Here is a 16,745-nt window from a genome sequence, read left to right as displayed (position 1 = left end):
GTTTTATGGCCTATGCAGCGCAAATCAAAATCCCTGCGACTTATATGCGCGGCGGTACCAGTAAAGGGGTGTTTTTCAGTCTGCTTGACTTGCCCGCCGTGGCCCAGGTTCCGGGCGCGGCCCGTGATGCCCTGTTGTTGCGGGTAATCGGCAGCCCGGACCCGTACGAAAAGCAAATTGACGGCATGGGCGCGGCGACCTCCAGTACCAGCAAAACCGTGATCGTCAGCCAAAGCCTGCAAGCCGATCATGATGTCGACTATCTGTTTGGCCAGGTGTCGATCGACAAGCCGTTCGTGGACTGGAGCGGCAACTGCGGCAACCTGTCGGCGGCCGTCGGTTCGTTTGCCATCAGCAGCGGCCTGGTGGATGCGGCCCGTATCCCGCAAAACGGCACGGCCGTGGTGCGTATCTGGCAAGCCAATATTGGCAAAACCATTATTGCCCATGTACCGATCACCGATGGCGCAGTCCAGGAAACCGGTGATTTTGAGCTCGACGGGGTGACCTTTCCTGCCGCCGAGGTGCAGCTGGAGTTCATTAATCCGGCGGCTGACGAGGAGGGTGCAGGGGGTTCGATGTTCCCTACCGGCAACCTGGTTGACGACCTTGAAGTGCCAGGGCTCGGCACCTTGAAAGTCACCATGATCAACGCCGGTATCCCGACCATTTTCGTCAATGCCCAAGCCATCGGTTACACCGGTGCCGAGCTGCAAAACGACATCAACGGCGATCCGAAAGCCCTGGCCATGTTCGAAACCATTCGTGCCCATGGTGCGTTGCGCATGGGCCTGATTGAAAGGCTCGAAGATGCGGCCAAGCGTCAGCACACGCCCAAGGTGGCCTTTGTTGCCGGGCCGACCGATTACCTGTCATCAAGCGGCAAGCCGGTGCCTGCACAGAGTGTGGACTTGCTGGTGCGGGCATTGTCGATGGGCAAGTTGCACCACGCGATGATGGGGACGGCGGCGGTGGCGATTGGCACTGCGGCAGCCATTCCGGGCACCCTGGTCAACCTTGCCGCGGGCGGCGAGTTGCGCAGCGCCGTGCGTTTTGGTCATCCCTCGGGCACCTTGCGGGTGGGCGCGCAGGCGCAGCAGGTTGATGGCGAATGGACAGTTACCAAAGCCATCATGAGCCGCAGCGCGCGGGTTTTGATGGAAGGTTGGGTGCGAGTACCGGGCGATGCCTTTTAACCCTGATTGCTGAATCCGACGCATAAAAAACCCCGCATCGCTGCGCAATGCTGTTCGCCTAAACGACTGCTATCTCAACTGTAGGAGCGAGCTTGCCTCGCGATGGTCTCGAAATGCCGTGTTTAATCTGTAAACACGGCGTTTTCGTTAACAATCATCGCGAGACAAGCTCGCTCCTACAACGGCAGGGTTTAGTTCTGTGAACAGCTTTGCTCATCGTTGCGGGGCTTTTTAGTTCAAGTCCTGTGGGACTTAAACCATTTTGTCGCCGACATGCAGAATCTTCATGCCGTTGGTGCCACCGATGGTGTGGTAGCTGTCGCCCTTGGTCAGGATGACCCAGTCGCCATTTTCTACGACGCCACGCTTGAGCAGTTCGTCGATGGCAGCCTGGCTGACTTGTTCTGGCGGCAGCGATGCCGGGTCGAACGGCACGGTGTAAACGCCACGGAACATGGCAGCACGGGCCTGGGTTTCACGGTGCGGGGAGAACGCGTAGATCGGCACCGAAGAACGGATGCGCGACATGATCAACGGCGTGTAACCACTTTCGGTCAGCGCGATGATCGCTTTGACGCCAGGGAAATGGTTGGCGGTGTACATGGCCGCCAGCGCAATGCTCTGGTCGCAGCTTTCGAAAACCTTGCCGATACGGTGGCTGGAGGTTTTGCTGGTCGGATGCTTTTCAGCGCCGACACAGATCCGCGCCATGGCCTGTACCGCTTCCAGCGGGTAAGCGCCGGCAGCACTTTCAGCCGAGAGCATCACGGCGTCGGTGTAGTCGAGAACGGCGTTGGCAACGTCGGACACTTCGGCGCGAGTCGGCATCGGGTTCTGGATCATCGACTCCATCATCTGGGTCGCAACGATCACCGCTTTATTGTGGCGGCGTGCATGCAGAATGATTTTCTTCTGAATGCCCACCAGCTCGGCATCGCCGATTTCCACGCCCAGGTCGCCACGGGCAACCATTACTGCATCACTGGCCTTGATCAGCCCGTCGAGGGTTTCGTCATCCGCTACGGCTTCAGCGCGTTCAATCTTCGCGACCAGCCAGGCAGTACCGCCGGCTTCGTCACGCAGTTGACGGGCGTATTCCATGTCGGCGGCGTCCCGCGGGAACGACACGGCCAGGTAGTCGACTTGCATTTCGGCAGCCAGCTTGATGTCAGCCTTGTCTTTTTCAGTCAGGGCCGGCGCGGTCAGACCACCGCCGCGACGGTTGATGCCCTTGTGGTCAGACAGTGGGCCGCCGATCAGCACGGTGCAGTGCAGGGCGTCATCGGTGGCGGTGTCTACACGCATTACGACACGGCCGTCATCGAGCAGCAGCTCGTCGCCGACGCCGCAGTCCTTGACCAGATCCGGGTAGTCGATGCCGACTACTTGCTGGGTGCCTTCGGTCAACGGATGGCTGGTGGAGAAGGTGAATTGATCACCGACCTTCAGCTCGATCTTCTTGTTGGCGAATTTGGCGATACGAATTTTCGGGCCTTGCAGGTCACCCAAGAGGGCAACGAAACGGCCATGTTTGGCAGCGATTTCACGCACCAGCTTGGCACGAGCCTTATGCTCATCCGGGGTTCCGTGGGAAAAGTTCAGACGGGCGACGTCCAGGCCAGCGAGGATCAGCTGTTCCAGCATCTCCGGTGAATTGCTGGCAGGGCCAAGTGTGGCAACGATTTTAGTTCGACGAACGGACATGCAAAGACTCCTGAGTTCAAGCGCAGCCAAAGGCTACTATGGTCTTTGGCTGTAGTCATTGTTCCTCTGCACTACTTTCGACTTAAGTTGTGGTGCCGCAGCTTGAAGAATTTTCCCGCGGGGTCGATACAGTGTTGAGAACAGGAGATCCCCATGCGTTTTTTGCTCATTCTATTGATGGCCGGCAGTGTCGTCGGTTGTACCCGCTGGTCGATGAATCATCACCTGAACAGTGCCTACCGTGCCTATGACCGGGGTAATTGCGAAGCGGTGATGCTGGAGTTGTCCGAGGTGGATCGCGAGAGCCGCAGTCGCCCGTATATCTGGCCGCAGACTGCAATGTTGCGCGGACTATGCCTGGAACGAACCAAGTTCTATCTGGACGCTGCCCAGACCTATCAATACATCATCAATGAGTTCCCGAAGAGCGAGTATGCCTATCGCGCCAAGGCGAGGATCGAGACGTTGAGAATTCTTAAATTCATTCCGGGCCCCGGTGCAGGAGCGACTCCGGCACTGCCTGCTACCATTTGATGAAGTATCAACTGGCTAGTGGCTATATGATATTGCTGTGCTGCTGTTAGAGTATTCCGGGCTTTTTATGGATTAATAAAGGTATCGATGTCTGCTGGTTGGCCTGAGAGCGAGCTGCGGAACATTTCAGGCAGTAGCGCGGTCATGCTTAATGGCCTTTCAAAGTGATATTCGCCATGGTTATAGATCGCCGTATCCAGCGTCATCAACTGACAGGCTTCCTGGGCGTGCTCAATCGGTTTACAGGCAAACCTATCGGGTATCTGGGCAATGTGTCCGAGGGTGGGCTGATGCTGATCAGCCAGTTGCCGCTGCTGGTGGGGGCTGATTTTGAACTCAGGCTGCAAGTGCCCGGGCCTGACGGGGAGCTGCAGCTGGTGGATCTGACGGCACGATGCCTGTGGTGCATTGAAGACGTCAGCCCACAGTGCTACGACTCCGGGTTTATGCTGTATCAGCCTCCTGCGCAATACCTCGTGCTGATCGACAGCTTGCGCGAGTATTTCAGTTTCCTGCCGTTACAGGCCTCGGCTTAGGTCTGGCCTTGCACCGGTTTGAGCGCCTAGACTGACGGGGTCTACAGCTCAGGAACACCCCGTGACCTCTATTTTTTGGTACGACTATGAAACCACCGGCATCAACCCGCGCTGCGATCGGGCTGTGCAGGTTGCCGGTATCCGCACCGATGTCGACCTCAATGAGATTGATCAGCCGCTCAATCTGTATTGCCAGCCCAGTGACGATATTCTTCCTCACCCCATGGCTTGCCTGATCACCGGTATTACCCCCGGGCGCCTGGAAGACAAGGGCCTGGGGGAGGCCGAGTTCATGACCCGCACCCACGCGCAACTGGCATTGCCCGGCACCTGTGGCGCAGGCTACAACTCCTTGCGTTTCGATGACGAAGTCACGCGCTACAGCCTGTACCGGAATTTCTTCGATCCTTATGCCCGCGAGTGGCAGGGCGGCAACAGTCGCTGGGATTTGATTGATGTAGTGCGAACCGCGTATGCCCTGCGTCCGGAAGGAATTGTCTGGCCTGAAGACGAGGGGCGAGTGACCCTCAAGCTCGAGCGTTTGACGGCTGCCAACGGGATTGATCATGGCCAGGCCCATGATGCCTTGTCCGATGTGAGGGCCACCATCGCGTTGGCGCGGCTGATTCGTGACAAGCAACCCAAGTTGTATGAGTGGTTATTCAAGCTGCGCACGAAACAGCGGGTGCTTGATCAAGTTCGGTTATTGCAACCCATGCTGCATATTTCAGGGCGCTTCTCTGCGGCCAGGCATTATGCGGGGGTGGTATTGCCGCTGGCCTGGCATCCGAAAAACCGTAATGCACTGATTGTGTACGATCTGCATTTTGATCCTCAGCCATTACTGGACATGGATGCAGAGTCCCTGCGCCAGATGCTCTATACCCGGCGCGAAGACTTGGCTGAAGGCCAGCAGCCGGTTGCGCTGAAGCTGATACATGTTAACCGTTGTCCGGTGGTGGCCCCCTTGAATGTAGTGCGGGCCCAGGATCAACAGCGTTTGCAACTGGACATGGCGCTTTATCAAGCGCGTGCGGCGACGCTTATTGAGGCTCAGCAAGTTTGGCAGGACAAGTTATCGGCTATTTATGCCAGCGAAGATTTCGTCCCCGCTGCCGATCCCGAGCAACAGTTGTATGACGGTTTTCTCGGTGAGCGTGATCGTCGATTGTGTGAGCAAGTCAGGCTCAGTGATCCGGAGCAATTAGCAGGTACTACTTGGCCTTTTGATGACGAGCGTTTACCTGAATTATTGTTTCGCTACCGTGCGCGAAACTTCCCCCATACCTTGAGCGCGGAAGAACTTGAGCGTTGGCAATTGTTCTGTCGGCAGCGCTTGACCGACCCGGCCATGGGCGCGCCCCTGACCCTGGATGACTTCACCCGCGCAGCGCTGGAGCTGTCACGCAGTGCCAAGCCCGCCCAACTGAAGCTGTTGAGTGAATGGCAGCGCTATGCGCAAGGTCTTGGCCGCCGTCTGGGGATGGACTCGCAGGCGCAGGATTGACACTAAAAGGCAGGCAATAAAAAACGCCAGCAAGCTGGCGTTTTTTATTAGCGGTGCATAACGCAGCGCGAAGGGGGCACTTAGTCCAGCAGAGTTGCCCAGCCTTCAACTACGTCGCCGCCCCACTTGGCTTTCCACTCTTTCAGGGTCTTGTGGTTGCCACCTTTGGTTTCAATCACTTCACCGTTATGCGGGTTTTTGTATTGTTTAACCTTGCGGGCACGTTTGGTGCCGGTGGTTTTAACAACACCGCGTGGTGCTTTGCTTACTTTGGCTTCTGGATCCAGAAGGGCGATAATATCGCGCAGCGATTTTTGGTATTCGCCCATCAGCGTGCGCAGTTTGCCTTCGAATTCCAGCTCGGTTTGAAGTTTGTCGTCTTCCGACAGGTTTTTCAGGCGAGCTTGCAGTTCTTTGATCGCTTCTTCAGTTGCACGGTATTCGTTGATCAGGGACATGAGGATAACCTTATGTTGGAAAGGGTTTACAGGGAGACAGTGATGCAATAATAGTCAGACAGTTACTGCAAGTAAATATGCAAGGCTCGATTAATTTTAAAATTTAATTATTAACATTTTCCCATTCCTATATCAGCGCTATTAAATAAGCCGTTGTCAGGTGAATGTTAAGAAAGATTAATAAATGTCCTGGTTCACCAATAAAAACCCTGAAGGCCCCGCTCCCGAAGGCGTAGCAGGTGGGTGATGCGACCCTGGGGCGCACGCAATAAGCCTCAAGGAAGACTGTAGTTTTGCTGCGCACTCGCTAGAATGGCGGCCTTAGTAAAGTTTTGGAGTTTTTCCCTGATGCGCACTTTTCGGTTGGTGATCGCCTGCCCCGACGGCGTTGGTATTGTTGCCAAGGTCAGTAATTTCCTGGCCTCACACAATGGCTGGATCACTGAAGCGAGCCACCACTCGGATGATCAAAGCGGCTGGTTCTTTATGCGTCACGAAATTCGTGCCGACTCCCTGCCATTTGGACTTGACGCTTTTCGCGAGGCGTTTGCCCCGATCGCCGAAGAGTTTTCGATGGAGTGGCGCATTACCGATACCGCACAAAAAAAACGCGTGGTCTTGATGGCCAGCCGCGAATCCCACTGTCTGGCAGATTTGTTGCACCGCTGGCACAGCGATGAACTGGACTGTGATATCTCGTGCGTGATTTCCAACCACAATGACTTGCGCAGCATGGTCGAGTGGCACGGCATTCCTTTTTACCATGTGCCGGTTGACCCGAAAGACAAAGAGCCGGCCTTCGCCGAAGTCTCGCGTCTGGTTAAGCATCATGCTGCCGAGGTCGTGGTTCTGGCGCGCTACATGCAAATTCTGCCGCCGGATCTGTGTCGCGAATATGCCGGCCAGGTCATCAACATTCACCACAGCTTCCTGCCGTCATTTGTCGGGGCCAAGCCTTATCACCAGGCTTCGATGCGCGGTGTAAAGTTGATTGGTGCAACCTGCCACTATGTGACCGAAGAACTGGACGCCGGCCCCATCATCGAGCAGGACGTCGTACGCGTCAGCCATAGCGACAGTATTGAAGACATGGTGCGTTTCGGGCGTGATGTCGAGAAGATGGTGCTGGCCCGTGGCCTGCGCTATCACCTCGAAGACCGTGTACTGGTGCACGGCAATAAAACCGTAGTGTTCTGATGCCGCAATCGATTACAGGGGCCGGCTGACCGGCTCCTGTATCGCAGCCTTCGTTGCTCTGCAGCGACTACACCCAGGGTTAGTGCAACATAAAATCTTTCAAAGGATTTGTGTCATGACCGATCCGTTCGATAAAGCCACTTCCACGGCACCGGCAACCCTGGGTGAGGGCTGTCTAAGCCGTTACGACCCGCAAGCGTTAAGCCCGCAGGACGGCACAGAGTTTTCAGATGCCCGGGCCTTGTGGCTGGCGTTACACCCGCAACTTCCCGACGATCAACCCCCGGATACGCTCTCACCGACTGCTGACTGAGATGAACTCATGCCGGCGACGAGCCTGTGGGCGCACTTAAAGAGTCGAGCCATGCGCTTTTGGTGACGGGCCTGCGGCCGCTGTCGATCAGACGCTTGAGGGTTTCAAGCCAGTAATCGCGGGAGAATCCATGGCGCATATCCACAGGATGCAGGCCCAGTCGTATCAAGGGCGCATTTTGCCACTGGCGTTCACGCAGATCGCACACCACTTTTGACACCCCTCGACGCCATGCACTGCCAGCACTCCAGACCAGCCCCGGCGCATCAATGGCTGAAAAATCGGGCAGACGATAAAGGTGCTGTTGATCGCTGGTATAACTCAAGGGCAGTTGGCGCAAGGCCAGGCGTGTGCCTTCGCTCATCAACCACGCCGGGGCAACAAAGCCGCGAACTGGCCATTGATAGCGCTCAAATACTTCTAGCCCACGCTCCAGCCGGTTCAGTGCCTGGGTTTCGGACAATTTGTAGAACTCCCCCTCCCAGGTATACACCCGGCGCATGAACCAATCGCGCGGGGTGCGCGGTGCAGGCATGTCATCGGCATGGAAGTAACCATGCAGTACCAGTTCGTCGCCCCTGGCCACGCGGCTGTCGAGCATGTTGCGCAATTGGTCGGCACCGGCCAAAGAGCCGCCATGGTGAAAGTCCGGAACCACCAGCCAGGTGATCGGGATTGCGCCCATGGCATCGACAGCTTCGACAAACGGTTGATAATCGGCCCAGGTTTGCGGGGCGACATCGTGCAGCACCAGCGCCACCACCGGATCAGACATGGACAGGTACCGCCTGATGGGTGCCGGTCAATGCGTGATAATGAACCAGCAGGTCCTGCACCACGCGATCCCAGGAGTAATGCAGTTCGGCCCGTTGGCGGGCCTGCCGGCCAAGTTGCGCCGGATTGTTGGCGAACAGCTCACGGACGGCGTTGGCCATCGCCTCAGGGTTGTTCGGTTGGCACAGCAGACCCACCTCATCGTGCACGATTTCCCTGAAGGCCCCGGCGTCAACGGCCACCACCGGAATGCCGCTGGCCATGGCCTCGAGAATGACCAGGCCAAAGGTTTCCTGGTCTCCGGCATGTACCAGAGCATCGGCACTGGCCATGAGGCGGGCCAGTTGAGCGGGGGGGCAGAAGTCGTCAATGACTGTCACGTTATCCGGCACCAGGGATGGCATCTGTGAGCCCACCAGCAGCAGGTGCCAGTTCTGGCCCAAGTCGCGCATGCAGTCGAGCAGAACCGGGAGATTTTTTTCCTTGGCGCCGCGCCCGGCAAAAATCAGCAAATGGGCGTCAGGACTTATCTGCAGCTCTGCACGCAGATCGGGGTCGCGGTGCTGAGGATTGAATGTCTGCAAGTCGACGCCCAGGGGTTGCACGAACACATTGTCGACCCCCAGGCCGATCAGTTTGTTGGCCATGACCTGGCTCGGGGCCAGGACCCGGTCGAAATGCCGGTACAGCCGGCTGACATAGGCTTCTACATTGGGTGTCAGCCAGTTGCCCATGCGGTTGCGCACCAGCAGCGGCAGATCCGAGTGATAAAAGCCAATGACCGGTACGTCCAGCTGCCGCCGGGCATCGAGTGCGGCCCAGGCGGTGAGGTAGGGGTCGCCGACTTCGATCAGGTCCGGTTGCAGGTCTTGCAAAATATTGCACCAGGGCGCCAGGCGGATCGGGAACCGAAAACCGTTGCCAAATGGCAGGGCCGGGGAGGGGACCTGGTATATGCCGTCGTGCACTGTCCGGTTGCTGCCCGGCACCAGCAGGCTGTGACGGGTGCCCGGCAAACGGCTCAGGCGTCGGTGCTTGGCGTCCAGATAAGTGCGCACGCCGCCACTGGCGGGCGCATAGAACATGGTGATGTCAGCAATATGCACGGCCTTGAGCCCTTTAAATGTCTATCGTCCATGGGGTTGACCTTAATGGATGATAGATGTTCGCAGGAATTGAGCCGGGTAAAAAACGCGTAACCGCCAAGTGCGGGGTTACGCGTTGAGTGCAGGGCGATCAGATGCGGAAACTGCCCACCAGTTGCTTGAGGCGTGCGGCCTGTTGTTCAAGGTCCGTACAGGCTCGCAGGGTGGATTGCAGGTTCTCGACGCCCTCCTGGTTCAGGGTGTTGATCTCGGTGATGTCCATATTGATCGACTCAACCACCGAGGTTTGCTCTTCCGTGGCGGTAGCGACCGACTGGTTCATGCCGTCAATTTCGCCAATGCGCTCGGTGACGCTGACCAGACGTTCGCCTGCACGGTTGGCGATTTCCACACTGTCCTGACTGTGGCGCTGACTTTCCTCCATGGTGCTCACCGATGCGCGCGCGCTGACTTGCAGCTCCTCGATCATGGTTTGTACTTGCTGCGCCGACTCCTGGGTGCGGTGCGCCAGGTTGCGCACCTCGTCAGCGACCACGGCAAAGCCGCGTCCGGCTTCACCGGCACGGGCGGCTTCAATCGCGGCATTGAGCGCCAACAGGTTGGTTTGCCGGGAAATGCTGGTAATCACTTCAAGGATCTGGCCGATGTTCACTGTCTTGTCATTCAGTGATTCGATGTGGCTACTGGAGGTGCCCAGCATTTGCGACAGCTGCTGCATCGAACCGATGCTGCGCTCGACCACTTGCTGACCTTCTTCTGCCAGGCCGCGGGCGTCGCTGGCTTGATGCGAGGCCAGGGCAGCGTTGCGGGCGATTTCCTGGGCAGCTGCGCCCAGCTCGTTGATCGCTGCTGCAACACTGTTAGTGCGGCTTGCCTGTTCGTCAGAGTTGAGCATCGATGAGTTGGAAGCACTGACCACCCGCAGGGCGACTTCGTTTACCTGTTCGGTAGCCGATGATACTTCACTCATGGAGGTATGAATGCGCTCGACAAAGCGGTTGAAAGCGCTGCCCAGGGTGCCGAACTCGTCGTTGGATTCAACCACCAGGCGCCGGGTCAAGTCACCTTCACCTTCAGCGATGTCTTGCATCGCGCGGGTCATCACATGCAAAGGTTGCAACAACAGGCGAATCAACAGGCCGAGCAGGGCGATGATCGAGACCAGGGCAATGCTGGTGGCAATGATCGCTGACGTGCGAAATGTGCTGAGCATTGCGAAGGCTTGTTCTTTATCTATAGACAGCCCGACATACCAGTTGACCGAACCCAGCCCTTTGACCGGGCTAAAGGTCACGATCCGTGTTTTGCCATTGGCTTCGGTTTCGCTGATAACCGGACTGATCGATGGTGTGTTTTGCGGGTAAATATCCTTCAGGTTCTTCGACACCAGATCCTTGTCCGGGTGAACCAGGATTTTGCCGTCGGCACTCACCAGGAAGGCAAAGCCCATGCCATCGAAATCCAGGGTGTTGATACTGTCAGCGATGGTTTTCAGGGTCAGGTCCGAGCCGACCACGCCCAGGGTTTGCCCGGCCTTTTTCACCGCGGTACCGATGGAGATAATCATCTGCCCGGTTACAGCATCTATATAAGGTTCGGTCAGGCTTGCGCCGCTGCTGTTGAGCGCGTCCTTGTACCAGGGCCGCGTGCGGGCGTCGAAGCCCTCGGGCATCTTGCTGTTGGGGCGAATGGTAAAGTCGCCCTGGCTGTCGCCAAAGTAGACTGCCATAAAGGTGCTGCCCAGGGCTTTTTGTTCCAGCAGGCTGGCCACTTGCGCTGGGTCTGAAGCAATGGCTATGGATTCTGCAAGATTTTCCGTGAGCAGAATCCGCCCTCCCATCCAGGTTTGAATGTTATTGGCTGTGATGTTGCCCATCTCGTGCAGATAGTTATCCAGATCATTGCGAATGGCATTGCGTTGCAGGTAATCGTTGTACAGCGTAAATAGCGAGAAGGCGGCTATTACGATCAGGGACGCGGCAAGCAGGATTTTATGGCTGAAACGCAGGTTTTTATTCATGGCTTGAAGGGTCCGCTAAGGTCTAAAAGTTTGAGGCCTACTCTGTGGAAACATGCCCATGCGACAAATCACTGTCAGAACCTGAATGGGCTCTATATTTGTCAGTACTGTTTCCTACGCTAAATCCGGTTTTATCTGATCTAGCATTAAGGATGTATCGACTCGCGATCGCGAAAGATTAATCAAAGGTGGAAAAATGCCGGACTTATCTGCTCTTGTTCTTGGTGCTGACCTTGCGGGTCAGCCCGTGGCCCAGTCTTTGCGCCTGGCAAACCGTCATGGCCTGGTGGCGGGCGCCACGGGGACAGGTAAAACCGTGACCCTTCAGCGCCTGGCTGAACAGTTCAGCGATGCTGGCGTGGCTGTATTTGCCGCTGATATCAAGGGCGATCTTTGTGGGCTGGGTGCGGCAGGCAACCCTCAGGGCAAAATTGCCGAGCGGATTGCCGGCATGCCATGGCTCGATTATCAGCCGAAGGCGTATCCGGTTACGTTGTGGGACATACAAGGCAAGACCGGTCATCCATTACGCACAACATTGAGTGAAATGGGACCGCTGCTACTGGGCAGTCTGCTGGAGTTGACGGACAGCCAGCAGTCGGCCCTGTATGCCGCGTTCAAAGTGGCAGATCGCGAGGGTTTGCTGCTGCTTGATCTAAAAGACCTGAAAGCCTTGCTTAATCATCTGCGCGACAACCCCCAGGTGCTGGGCGATGACGCGGCTTTGATGACCACCGGTTCCAGCCAGGCCCTGCTGCGGCGCCTGGCAACACTTGAACAGCAGGGCGCCGAGGCCTTGTTCGGCGAGCCGGCGCTGCAATTGGAAGACATTCTGCAGCCGACCAGTGACGGTCGCGGCCGGATTCACCTGCTCGATGCCAGTCGCCTGGTGCATGAAGCGCCCAAGGTTTACGCCACGTTCCTGTTGTGGCTGTTGGCGGAGCTTTTTGAACAGTTGCCGGAGCGCGGGGATGCCGACAAGCCTTTGCTGGCGCTGTTTTTCGATGAGGCCCATTTGCTGTTTGCCGGGACGCCCAAAGCATTGCAGGACCGCCTTGAGCAAGTGGTACGTCTGATTCGTTCCAAAGGTGTTGGTGTGTACTTTGTAACGCAATCGCCAGCGGACTTGCCGGACACTGTGCTCGCGCAACTGGGTTTGCGGATTCAGCATGGACTGCGGGCTTTTACCTCTAAAGAGCAGAGATCGTTACGGGCTGTAGCCGACGGATTTCGGCCTAACCCGGCTTTCGATGCGCTGGCGGTGCTGACCGAGTTGGGCACCGGCGAAGCGTTGGTGGGCATGCTTGAAGAAAAAGGTACGCCGGCCATGGTTCAGCGAGTATTGATTGCACCGCCGCAATCGCGGATCGGCCCGCTGACCGAGGCTGAGCGGGCGGCCTTGATTGTCGGTTCGCCGTTGCAAGGGCGCTATGACAAACCGATTGACCGGGAGTCGGCCTACGAAGTGTTGCTGGCCCGCAAGGGCGTAGCACCGCAGGAGCAAGTCAAGCCACAGGAACCGGGTCTTCTGGATCAGGCCGGGGACTTCCTGGGCTCAACGGCTGGCAAAGCATTGCAATCCATGGCGCGTCAGGCGGCGGGCCAGATGGGGCGGCAGTTGGTTCGCGGGTTGCTGGGCTCATTGCTGGGTGGCAGCAAACGCAAGTAGTGGCTGGCGTACGCTGGGAAGGGTTGCGCAGCAGCCCGACTCAGCTGATTGGCCGGGCATTTTCATCGCTGGCAAGCCAGCTCCCGCAAGTATCGGTTACTGAGGCTTGGGCTTGGCGTGACTGGCCAGCCGCTCAAGGGCGGCGCGCAGGGCCGGGTCGCTGATACCATCGGCCGTTGCCTGGATGGTCTGGGCGGCATTGACCGAAAGGTCGAGCGTATGTCCGGCAACTTTGGCCTGCACCGTCGGTGGCTGCACTTTAAACAGGATCCGGGTCAGGCTGGCGAACTCGTCAAATGCCTGCAACTGGCGCTGCAGGCGCTTTTGCTGATAACGCAGGCGAGTGGCCCAGTGGCCATCGGTCACAATCAGCAACAGGCTGCCTTCACGCCATGAAGCGACGTGGCAATGTTCGCGGGCGGCCGGCTGGAGCTGGCTTTCAAGAAGGCGTTGCAAGTGTGCCAGACGTTTGGCGTGGCCAAAAATGGCCTTCAGGGGCTTGGCCTCGCGGAGCAGAACGGAGGGTGCCCGTGCTGGGTGTGGGCGAAATGCCATGTTCAGACACCTGAGGAAACAGAGCCGCAATCTTAGCAGAAACCGCCTGTTTCACTCGATATGATCCTGATTTCAAAAACTTTATTTGTGGAATCAATGAGTAACTTCTGCTCTCCATGGGTTGAAGTTCAGCAAAAAGCCCTTATTTTAGTGAGGCCCCGTCACAACGCTGCACCAGTATCGTGGAATAACGCCACTTTCCTCACCGACGTTTCCGGGTAGAATGCTCGCTCGCATGCGGCCATCAGGGCTGCTCGGGCGACTCTCGGGGCCGCCCTCCATCCCTATGTGTGGAAGATCCTGCCGATATGTTTGCGCCTTTGTTAAAGAAACTTTTTGGAAGCAAGAACGAGCGCGAAGTCAAACGCATGCTCAAGACAGTACAGGTCGTCAATTCCTTCGAAGAGCAGATGGTTGCCCTGACCGATGAGCAATTGCGCGCCAAGACCGAAGAGTTCAAGGCCCGCATAGCCAAAGGTGAGACCCTCGACCAGTTGTTGCCAGAAGCCTTTGCGGTGTGCCGCGAAGCGGGTAAACGGGTCATGGGCATGCGCCACTTTGATGTCCAGCTGATCGGCGGCATGACCTTGCACGAAGGCATGATCGCAGAAATGCGCACCGGTGAAGGCAAGACCCTGGTAGCAACCCTGGGTGTTTATCTCAACGCATTGTCGGGCAAGGGCGTACACGTTGTAACCGTGAACGACTACCTGGCTCGTCGAGATGCCAACTGGATGCGTCCGCTCTATGAATTCCTGGGCCTGACGGTCGGTGTTGTCACGCCGTTCCAGCCGCCTCAGGAAAAGCGTGAAGCCTATGCTGCCGACATCACTTACGGCACCAACAACGAATTCGGTTTCGATTACCTGCGCGACAACATGGCTTTCAGCATGGAAGAGAAATTCCAGCGCGAGCTCAATTTTGCCGTAATCGACGAAGTCGACTCGATCCTGATCGACGAAGCCCGTACTCCGCTGATCATCTCCGGCCAGGCCGAAGACAGCTCCAAGCTGTACACCGAAATCAACAAGCTGATCCCGCGCCTTGAGTTGCATGTCGAGGAAGTCGAGGGCGAAGTGACCAAAGCCGGTCATTTCACTATCGATGAAAAGACCCGTCAGGTTGAGTTGAACGAAGCCGGTCACCAGTTCGTTGAAGACATGCTGACCCAGATCGGTCTGCTGGCAGAGGGCGAGAGCCTGTACTCCGCACACAACCTGGGCCTGCTGACCCACGTCTATGCCGCATTGCGCGCCCACAAGCTGTTCAACCGCAACGTTGAATACATTGTTGAAGACGGTCAGGTATTGCTGGTCGACGAACACACCGGCCGTACCATGCCGGGCCGTCGTCTGTCCGAAGGCTTGCACCAGGCTATCGAGGCCAAAGAAGGCCTGAACATTCAGGCTGAAAGCCAGACCCTGGCATCGACCACCTTCCAGAACTACTTCCGTCTGTACAACAAGCTGTCCGGCATGACCGGTACGGCTGATACCGAAGCGTTCGAATTCCACCAGATCTACGGTCTGTCGGTGATGGTCATTCCGCCGAACAAGCCCCTGGCACGTAAAGACTTCAACGACCTGGTGTTCCTCACCGCTGACGAGAAGTACGCGGCGATTGTGGCTGACATCAAGGACTGCATGGCCAAGGGCCGTCCGGTGCTGGTAGGTACGGCCACCATCGAAACCTCCGAGCACATGTCCAACCTGTTGAAGCAGGAAGGTATCGAGCACAAGGTTCTGAACGCCAAGTTCCACGAAAAAGAAGCTGAAATCATTGCCCAGGCCGGTAGTCCTGGGGCACTGACCATCGCTACCAACATGGCCGGTCGTGGTACTGACATCCTGTTGGGCGGCAACTGGGAAGTGGAAGTGGCTTCCCTTGAGAACCCGACTCCGGAGCAGATCGCACAGATCAAGGCCGACTGGCAAAAACGTCACCAGCAAGTGCTGGAATCGGGCGGCCTGCATGTGATCGCTTCCGAGCGTCACGAGTCGCGCCGTATCGACAACCAATTGCGCGGTCGTGCCGGTCGTCAGGGTGATGCGGGTTCCAGCCGTTTCTACCTGTCCCTTGAAGACAGCCTGATGCGCATCTTCGCCTCTGACCGGGTGAAGAACTTCATGAAGGCCCTGGGCATGCAGTCCGGCGAAGCGATTGAGCACCGTATGGTGACCAACGCGATCGAAAAGGCGCAGCGCAAGGTTGAAGGCCGCAACTTCGACATCCGCAAGCAATTGCTGGAGTTCGATGACGTCAACAACGAACAGCGTAAAGTGATTTATCACATGCGTAACACGTTGCTTGCTGCGGACAATATCGGTGAAACCATCGCCGACTTCCGCAAGGACGTTCTTGAAAGCACTGTCAGCGCGCATATTCCACCGCAGTCGTTGCCGGAACAATGGGACGTCAAAGGTCTGGAGTCGGCTATCGAAACCGGTTTCGGGGTGAAGCTGCCGATCCAGCAATGGCTCGATGAAGACGACCACCTGTACGAAGAAACCCTGCGTGAGAAGCTGCTGAACGAGTTGCTGGCGGCTTATAACGAGAAAGAAGAGCAGGCGAGCCCGGAAGCGCTGCGCACCTTCGAGAAACAAATTGTGCTGCGTGTACTGGATGACTTGTGGAAAGACCACCTGTCGACCATGGATCACCTGCGCCACGGTATCCATTTGCGCGGCTATGCGCAGAAGAACCCGAAGCAGGAGTACAAGCGCGAGTCGTTCAACCTGTTCTCCGAGCTGCTTGACTCGATCAAGCGCGATTCGATCCGTGTGCTGTCCCATGTACAGGTTCGTCGCGAAGACCCGGAAGCAGAAGAGGCTCGTCTGCGTCAGGAAGCGGAAGACCTGGCTTCACGCATGCAGTTCCAGCATGCCGAAGCACCGGGCCTCGATCAGCCCGAAGCGCTGGCTGAAGTGCTGCAGGGTGCCGATGTTGAAGACGTCGTACCGGCTACCGAGCCTGTTCGTAATGAGCCGAAGCTGGGTCGCAATGAGCTGTGCTACTGCGGCTCGGGCAAGAAATACAAGCATTGCCACGGGCAAATCAATTAAAACCCGTTCCAACTGCTGAAGTACCTGCGCCGCGACCGGCATTAGCCGTCGCGGCGTTTTACCATTGAATTTGCGTGCTTTCGCGGCGGCGCACAGAACTTATTTAGGAGCGCG

14 protein-coding genes and 1 pseudogene are annotated in these 16,745 nt (G+C 57.2%); 8 read left to right on the top strand and 7 right to left on the bottom strand.

The window, feature by feature from the left end:
- The first annotated feature begins 5 nt into the window (after nucleotides 1-5).
- Complete coding sequence (prpF, locus tag JQ845_RS13620; RefSeq protein ID WP_003442640.1) at nucleotides 6-1,196, top strand: 2-methylaconitate cis-trans isomerase PrpF; 1,191 nt, start codon at nucleotides 6-8, stop codon at nucleotides 1,194-1,196.
- Nucleotides 1,197-1,448: 252 nt separating this feature from the next.
- Here prpF and pyk read toward each other — a convergent pair whose 3' ends face one another.
- The gene (pyk, locus tag JQ845_RS13615) at nucleotides 1,449-2,900 is read right to left on the bottom strand and encodes a pyruvate kinase (RefSeq protein ID WP_003442637.1); all 1,452 of its coding nucleotides are present in this window, start codon (nucleotides 2,898-2,900) and stop codon (nucleotides 1,449-1,451) included.
- A gap of 153 nt (nucleotides 2,901-3,053) precedes the next feature.
- On the opposite strand from pyk, the gene JQ845_RS13610 reads away from it, so the two are divergent.
- From JQ845_RS13610 to sbcB, 3 genes are all read left to right on the top strand, one after another.
- Entirely contained in the window at nucleotides 3,054-3,434 is a 381-nt protein-coding gene (locus JQ845_RS13610) for a tetratricopeptide repeat protein (protein WP_003442634.1), read from the top strand.
- 176 nt (nucleotides 3,435-3,610) lie between these two features.
- Nucleotides 3,611-3,970 (top strand): PilZ domain-containing protein, encoded by a 360-nt coding sequence (locus JQ845_RS13605; protein ID WP_003442630.1) that lies wholly within the window; start codon nucleotides 3,611-3,613, stop codon nucleotides 3,968-3,970.
- A 61-nt stretch (nucleotides 3,971-4,031) separates the two neighbouring features.
- Complete coding sequence (sbcB, locus tag JQ845_RS13600) at nucleotides 4,032-5,477, top strand: exodeoxyribonuclease I (protein WP_127196177.1); 1,446 nt, start codon at nucleotides 4,032-4,034, stop codon at nucleotides 5,475-5,477.
- Nucleotides 5,478-5,557: 80 nt separating this feature from the next.
- Here the strand turns inward: sbcB and mvaT are convergent, their stop codons facing one another.
- Complete coding sequence (gene mvaT, locus JQ845_RS13595) at nucleotides 5,558-5,935, bottom strand: histone-like nucleoid-structuring protein MvaT (RefSeq protein WP_003442624.1); 378 nt, start codon at nucleotides 5,933-5,935, stop codon at nucleotides 5,558-5,560.
- A gap of 348 nt (nucleotides 5,936-6,283) precedes the next feature.
- On the opposite strand from mvaT, the gene purU reads away from it, so the two are divergent.
- A complete protein-coding gene (gene purU, locus JQ845_RS13590; protein WP_003442621.1) occupies nucleotides 6,284-7,132 on the top strand; it encodes a formyltetrahydrofolate deformylase in 849 nt (282 codons plus the stop codon).
- 115 nt (nucleotides 7,133-7,247) lie between these two features.
- Nucleotides 7,248-7,445, top strand: coding sequence for a hypothetical protein (locus tag JQ845_RS13585; protein ID WP_010655774.1), 198 nt, complete (start codon nucleotides 7,248-7,250; stop codon nucleotides 7,443-7,445).
- Nucleotides 7,446-7,452: 7 nt separating this feature from the next.
- On the opposite strand, the gene JQ845_RS13580 is transcribed toward JQ845_RS13585, so the two are convergent.
- The 4 genes and pseudogenes from JQ845_RS13580 to JQ845_RS23300 all read right to left on the bottom strand — a co-directional run.
- Nucleotides 7,453-8,220 (bottom strand): DUF2334 domain-containing protein, encoded by a 768-nt coding sequence (locus JQ845_RS13580; protein WP_010655775.1) that lies wholly within the window; start codon nucleotides 8,218-8,220, stop codon nucleotides 7,453-7,455.
- The gene (locus JQ845_RS13575; protein WP_010655776.1) at nucleotides 8,213-9,325 is read right to left on the bottom strand and encodes a glycosyltransferase family 4 protein; all 1,113 of its coding nucleotides are present in this window, start codon (nucleotides 9,323-9,325) and stop codon (nucleotides 8,213-8,215) included. Before JQ845_RS13575 ends, JQ845_RS13580 begins: the two co-directional genes overlap by 8 nt.
- 130 nt (nucleotides 9,326-9,455) lie before the next feature.
- Nucleotides 9,456-10,220, bottom strand: coding sequence for a methyl-accepting chemotaxis protein (locus JQ845_RS23305; RefSeq protein WP_413242959.1), 765 nt, complete (start codon nucleotides 10,218-10,220; stop codon nucleotides 9,456-9,458).
- 93 nt (nucleotides 10,221-10,313) lie between these two features.
- Nucleotides 10,314-11,345: pseudogene (locus tag JQ845_RS23300) on the bottom strand (HAMP domain-containing protein); the annotation flags it as partial.
- 196 nt (nucleotides 11,346-11,541) lie between these two features.
- Here JQ845_RS23300 and JQ845_RS13565 point away from each other — a divergent pair.
- The gene (locus tag JQ845_RS13565; RefSeq protein ID WP_003442606.1) at nucleotides 11,542-13,014 is read left to right on the top strand and encodes a helicase HerA-like domain-containing protein; all 1,473 of its coding nucleotides are present in this window, start codon (nucleotides 11,542-11,544) and stop codon (nucleotides 13,012-13,014) included.
- Between the two features lie 96 nt (nucleotides 13,015-13,110).
- Here JQ845_RS13565 and JQ845_RS13560 read toward each other — a convergent pair whose 3' ends face one another.
- Nucleotides 13,111-13,569, bottom strand: a complete 459-nt coding sequence (locus JQ845_RS13560; protein WP_003442603.1) for a DUF721 domain-containing protein — start codon at nucleotides 13,567-13,569, stop codon at nucleotides 13,111-13,113.
- A gap of 308 nt (nucleotides 13,570-13,877) precedes the next feature.
- Here JQ845_RS13560 and secA point away from each other — a divergent pair, with 308 nt between their 5' ends.
- Complete coding sequence (gene secA / locus JQ845_RS13555; protein WP_010655778.1) at nucleotides 13,878-16,631, top strand: preprotein translocase subunit SecA; 2,754 nt, start codon at nucleotides 13,878-13,880, stop codon at nucleotides 16,629-16,631.
- Nucleotides 16,632-16,745: the final 114 nt, after the last annotated feature.

The organism is Pseudomonas paraversuta, from assembly GCF_904063065.1.
Taxonomy (GTDB): domain Bacteria; phylum Pseudomonadota; class Gammaproteobacteria; order Pseudomonadales; family Pseudomonadaceae; genus Aquipseudomonas; species Aquipseudomonas paraversuta.
The sequence above is the reverse complement of the archived record's forward strand: the minus strand, read 5'-3'. Positions and strand labels throughout refer to the sequence as shown.

Coding starts and splice junctions, on each gene's coding strand:
- pyk (WP_003442637.1), bottom strand. CDS start 2,900: ATGTCCGTTCGTCGAACTAAAATCGTTGCCACACTTGGCCCTGCCAGC.
- JQ845_RS13580 (WP_010655775.1), bottom strand. CDS start 8,220: ATGTCTGATCCGGTGGTGGCGCTGGTGCTGCACGATGTCGCCCCGCAA.
- secA (WP_010655778.1), top strand. CDS start 13,878: ATGTTTGCGCCTTTGTTAAAGAAACTTTTTGGAAGCAAGAACGAGCGC.
- JQ845_RS13565 (WP_003442606.1), top strand. CDS start 11,542: ATGCCGGACTTATCTGCTCTTGTTCTTGGTGCTGACCTTGCGGGTCAG.
- JQ845_RS13610 (WP_003442634.1), top strand. CDS start 3,054: ATGCGTTTTTTGCTCATTCTATTGATGGCCGGCAGTGTCGTCGGTTGT.
- prpF (WP_003442640.1), top strand. CDS start 6: ATGGCCTATGCAGCGCAAATCAAAATCCCTGCGACTTATATGCGCGGC.
- JQ845_RS23305 (WP_413242959.1), bottom strand. CDS start 10,220: ATGCTCAACTCTGACGAACAGGCAAGCCGCACTAACAGTGTTGCAGCA.
- mvaT (WP_003442624.1), bottom strand. CDS start 5,935: ATGTCCCTGATCAACGAATACCGTGCAACTGAAGAAGCGATCAAAGAA.
- JQ845_RS13560 (WP_003442603.1), bottom strand. CDS start 13,569: ATGGCATTTCGCCCACACCCAGCACGGGCACCCTCCGTTCTGCTCCGC.
- JQ845_RS13605 (WP_003442630.1), top strand. CDS start 3,611: ATGGTTATAGATCGCCGTATCCAGCGTCATCAACTGACAGGCTTCCTG.
- purU (WP_003442621.1), top strand. CDS start 6,284: ATGCGCACTTTTCGGTTGGTGATCGCCTGCCCCGACGGCGTTGGTATT.
- JQ845_RS13585 (WP_010655774.1), top strand. CDS start 7,248: ATGACCGATCCGTTCGATAAAGCCACTTCCACGGCACCGGCAACCCTG.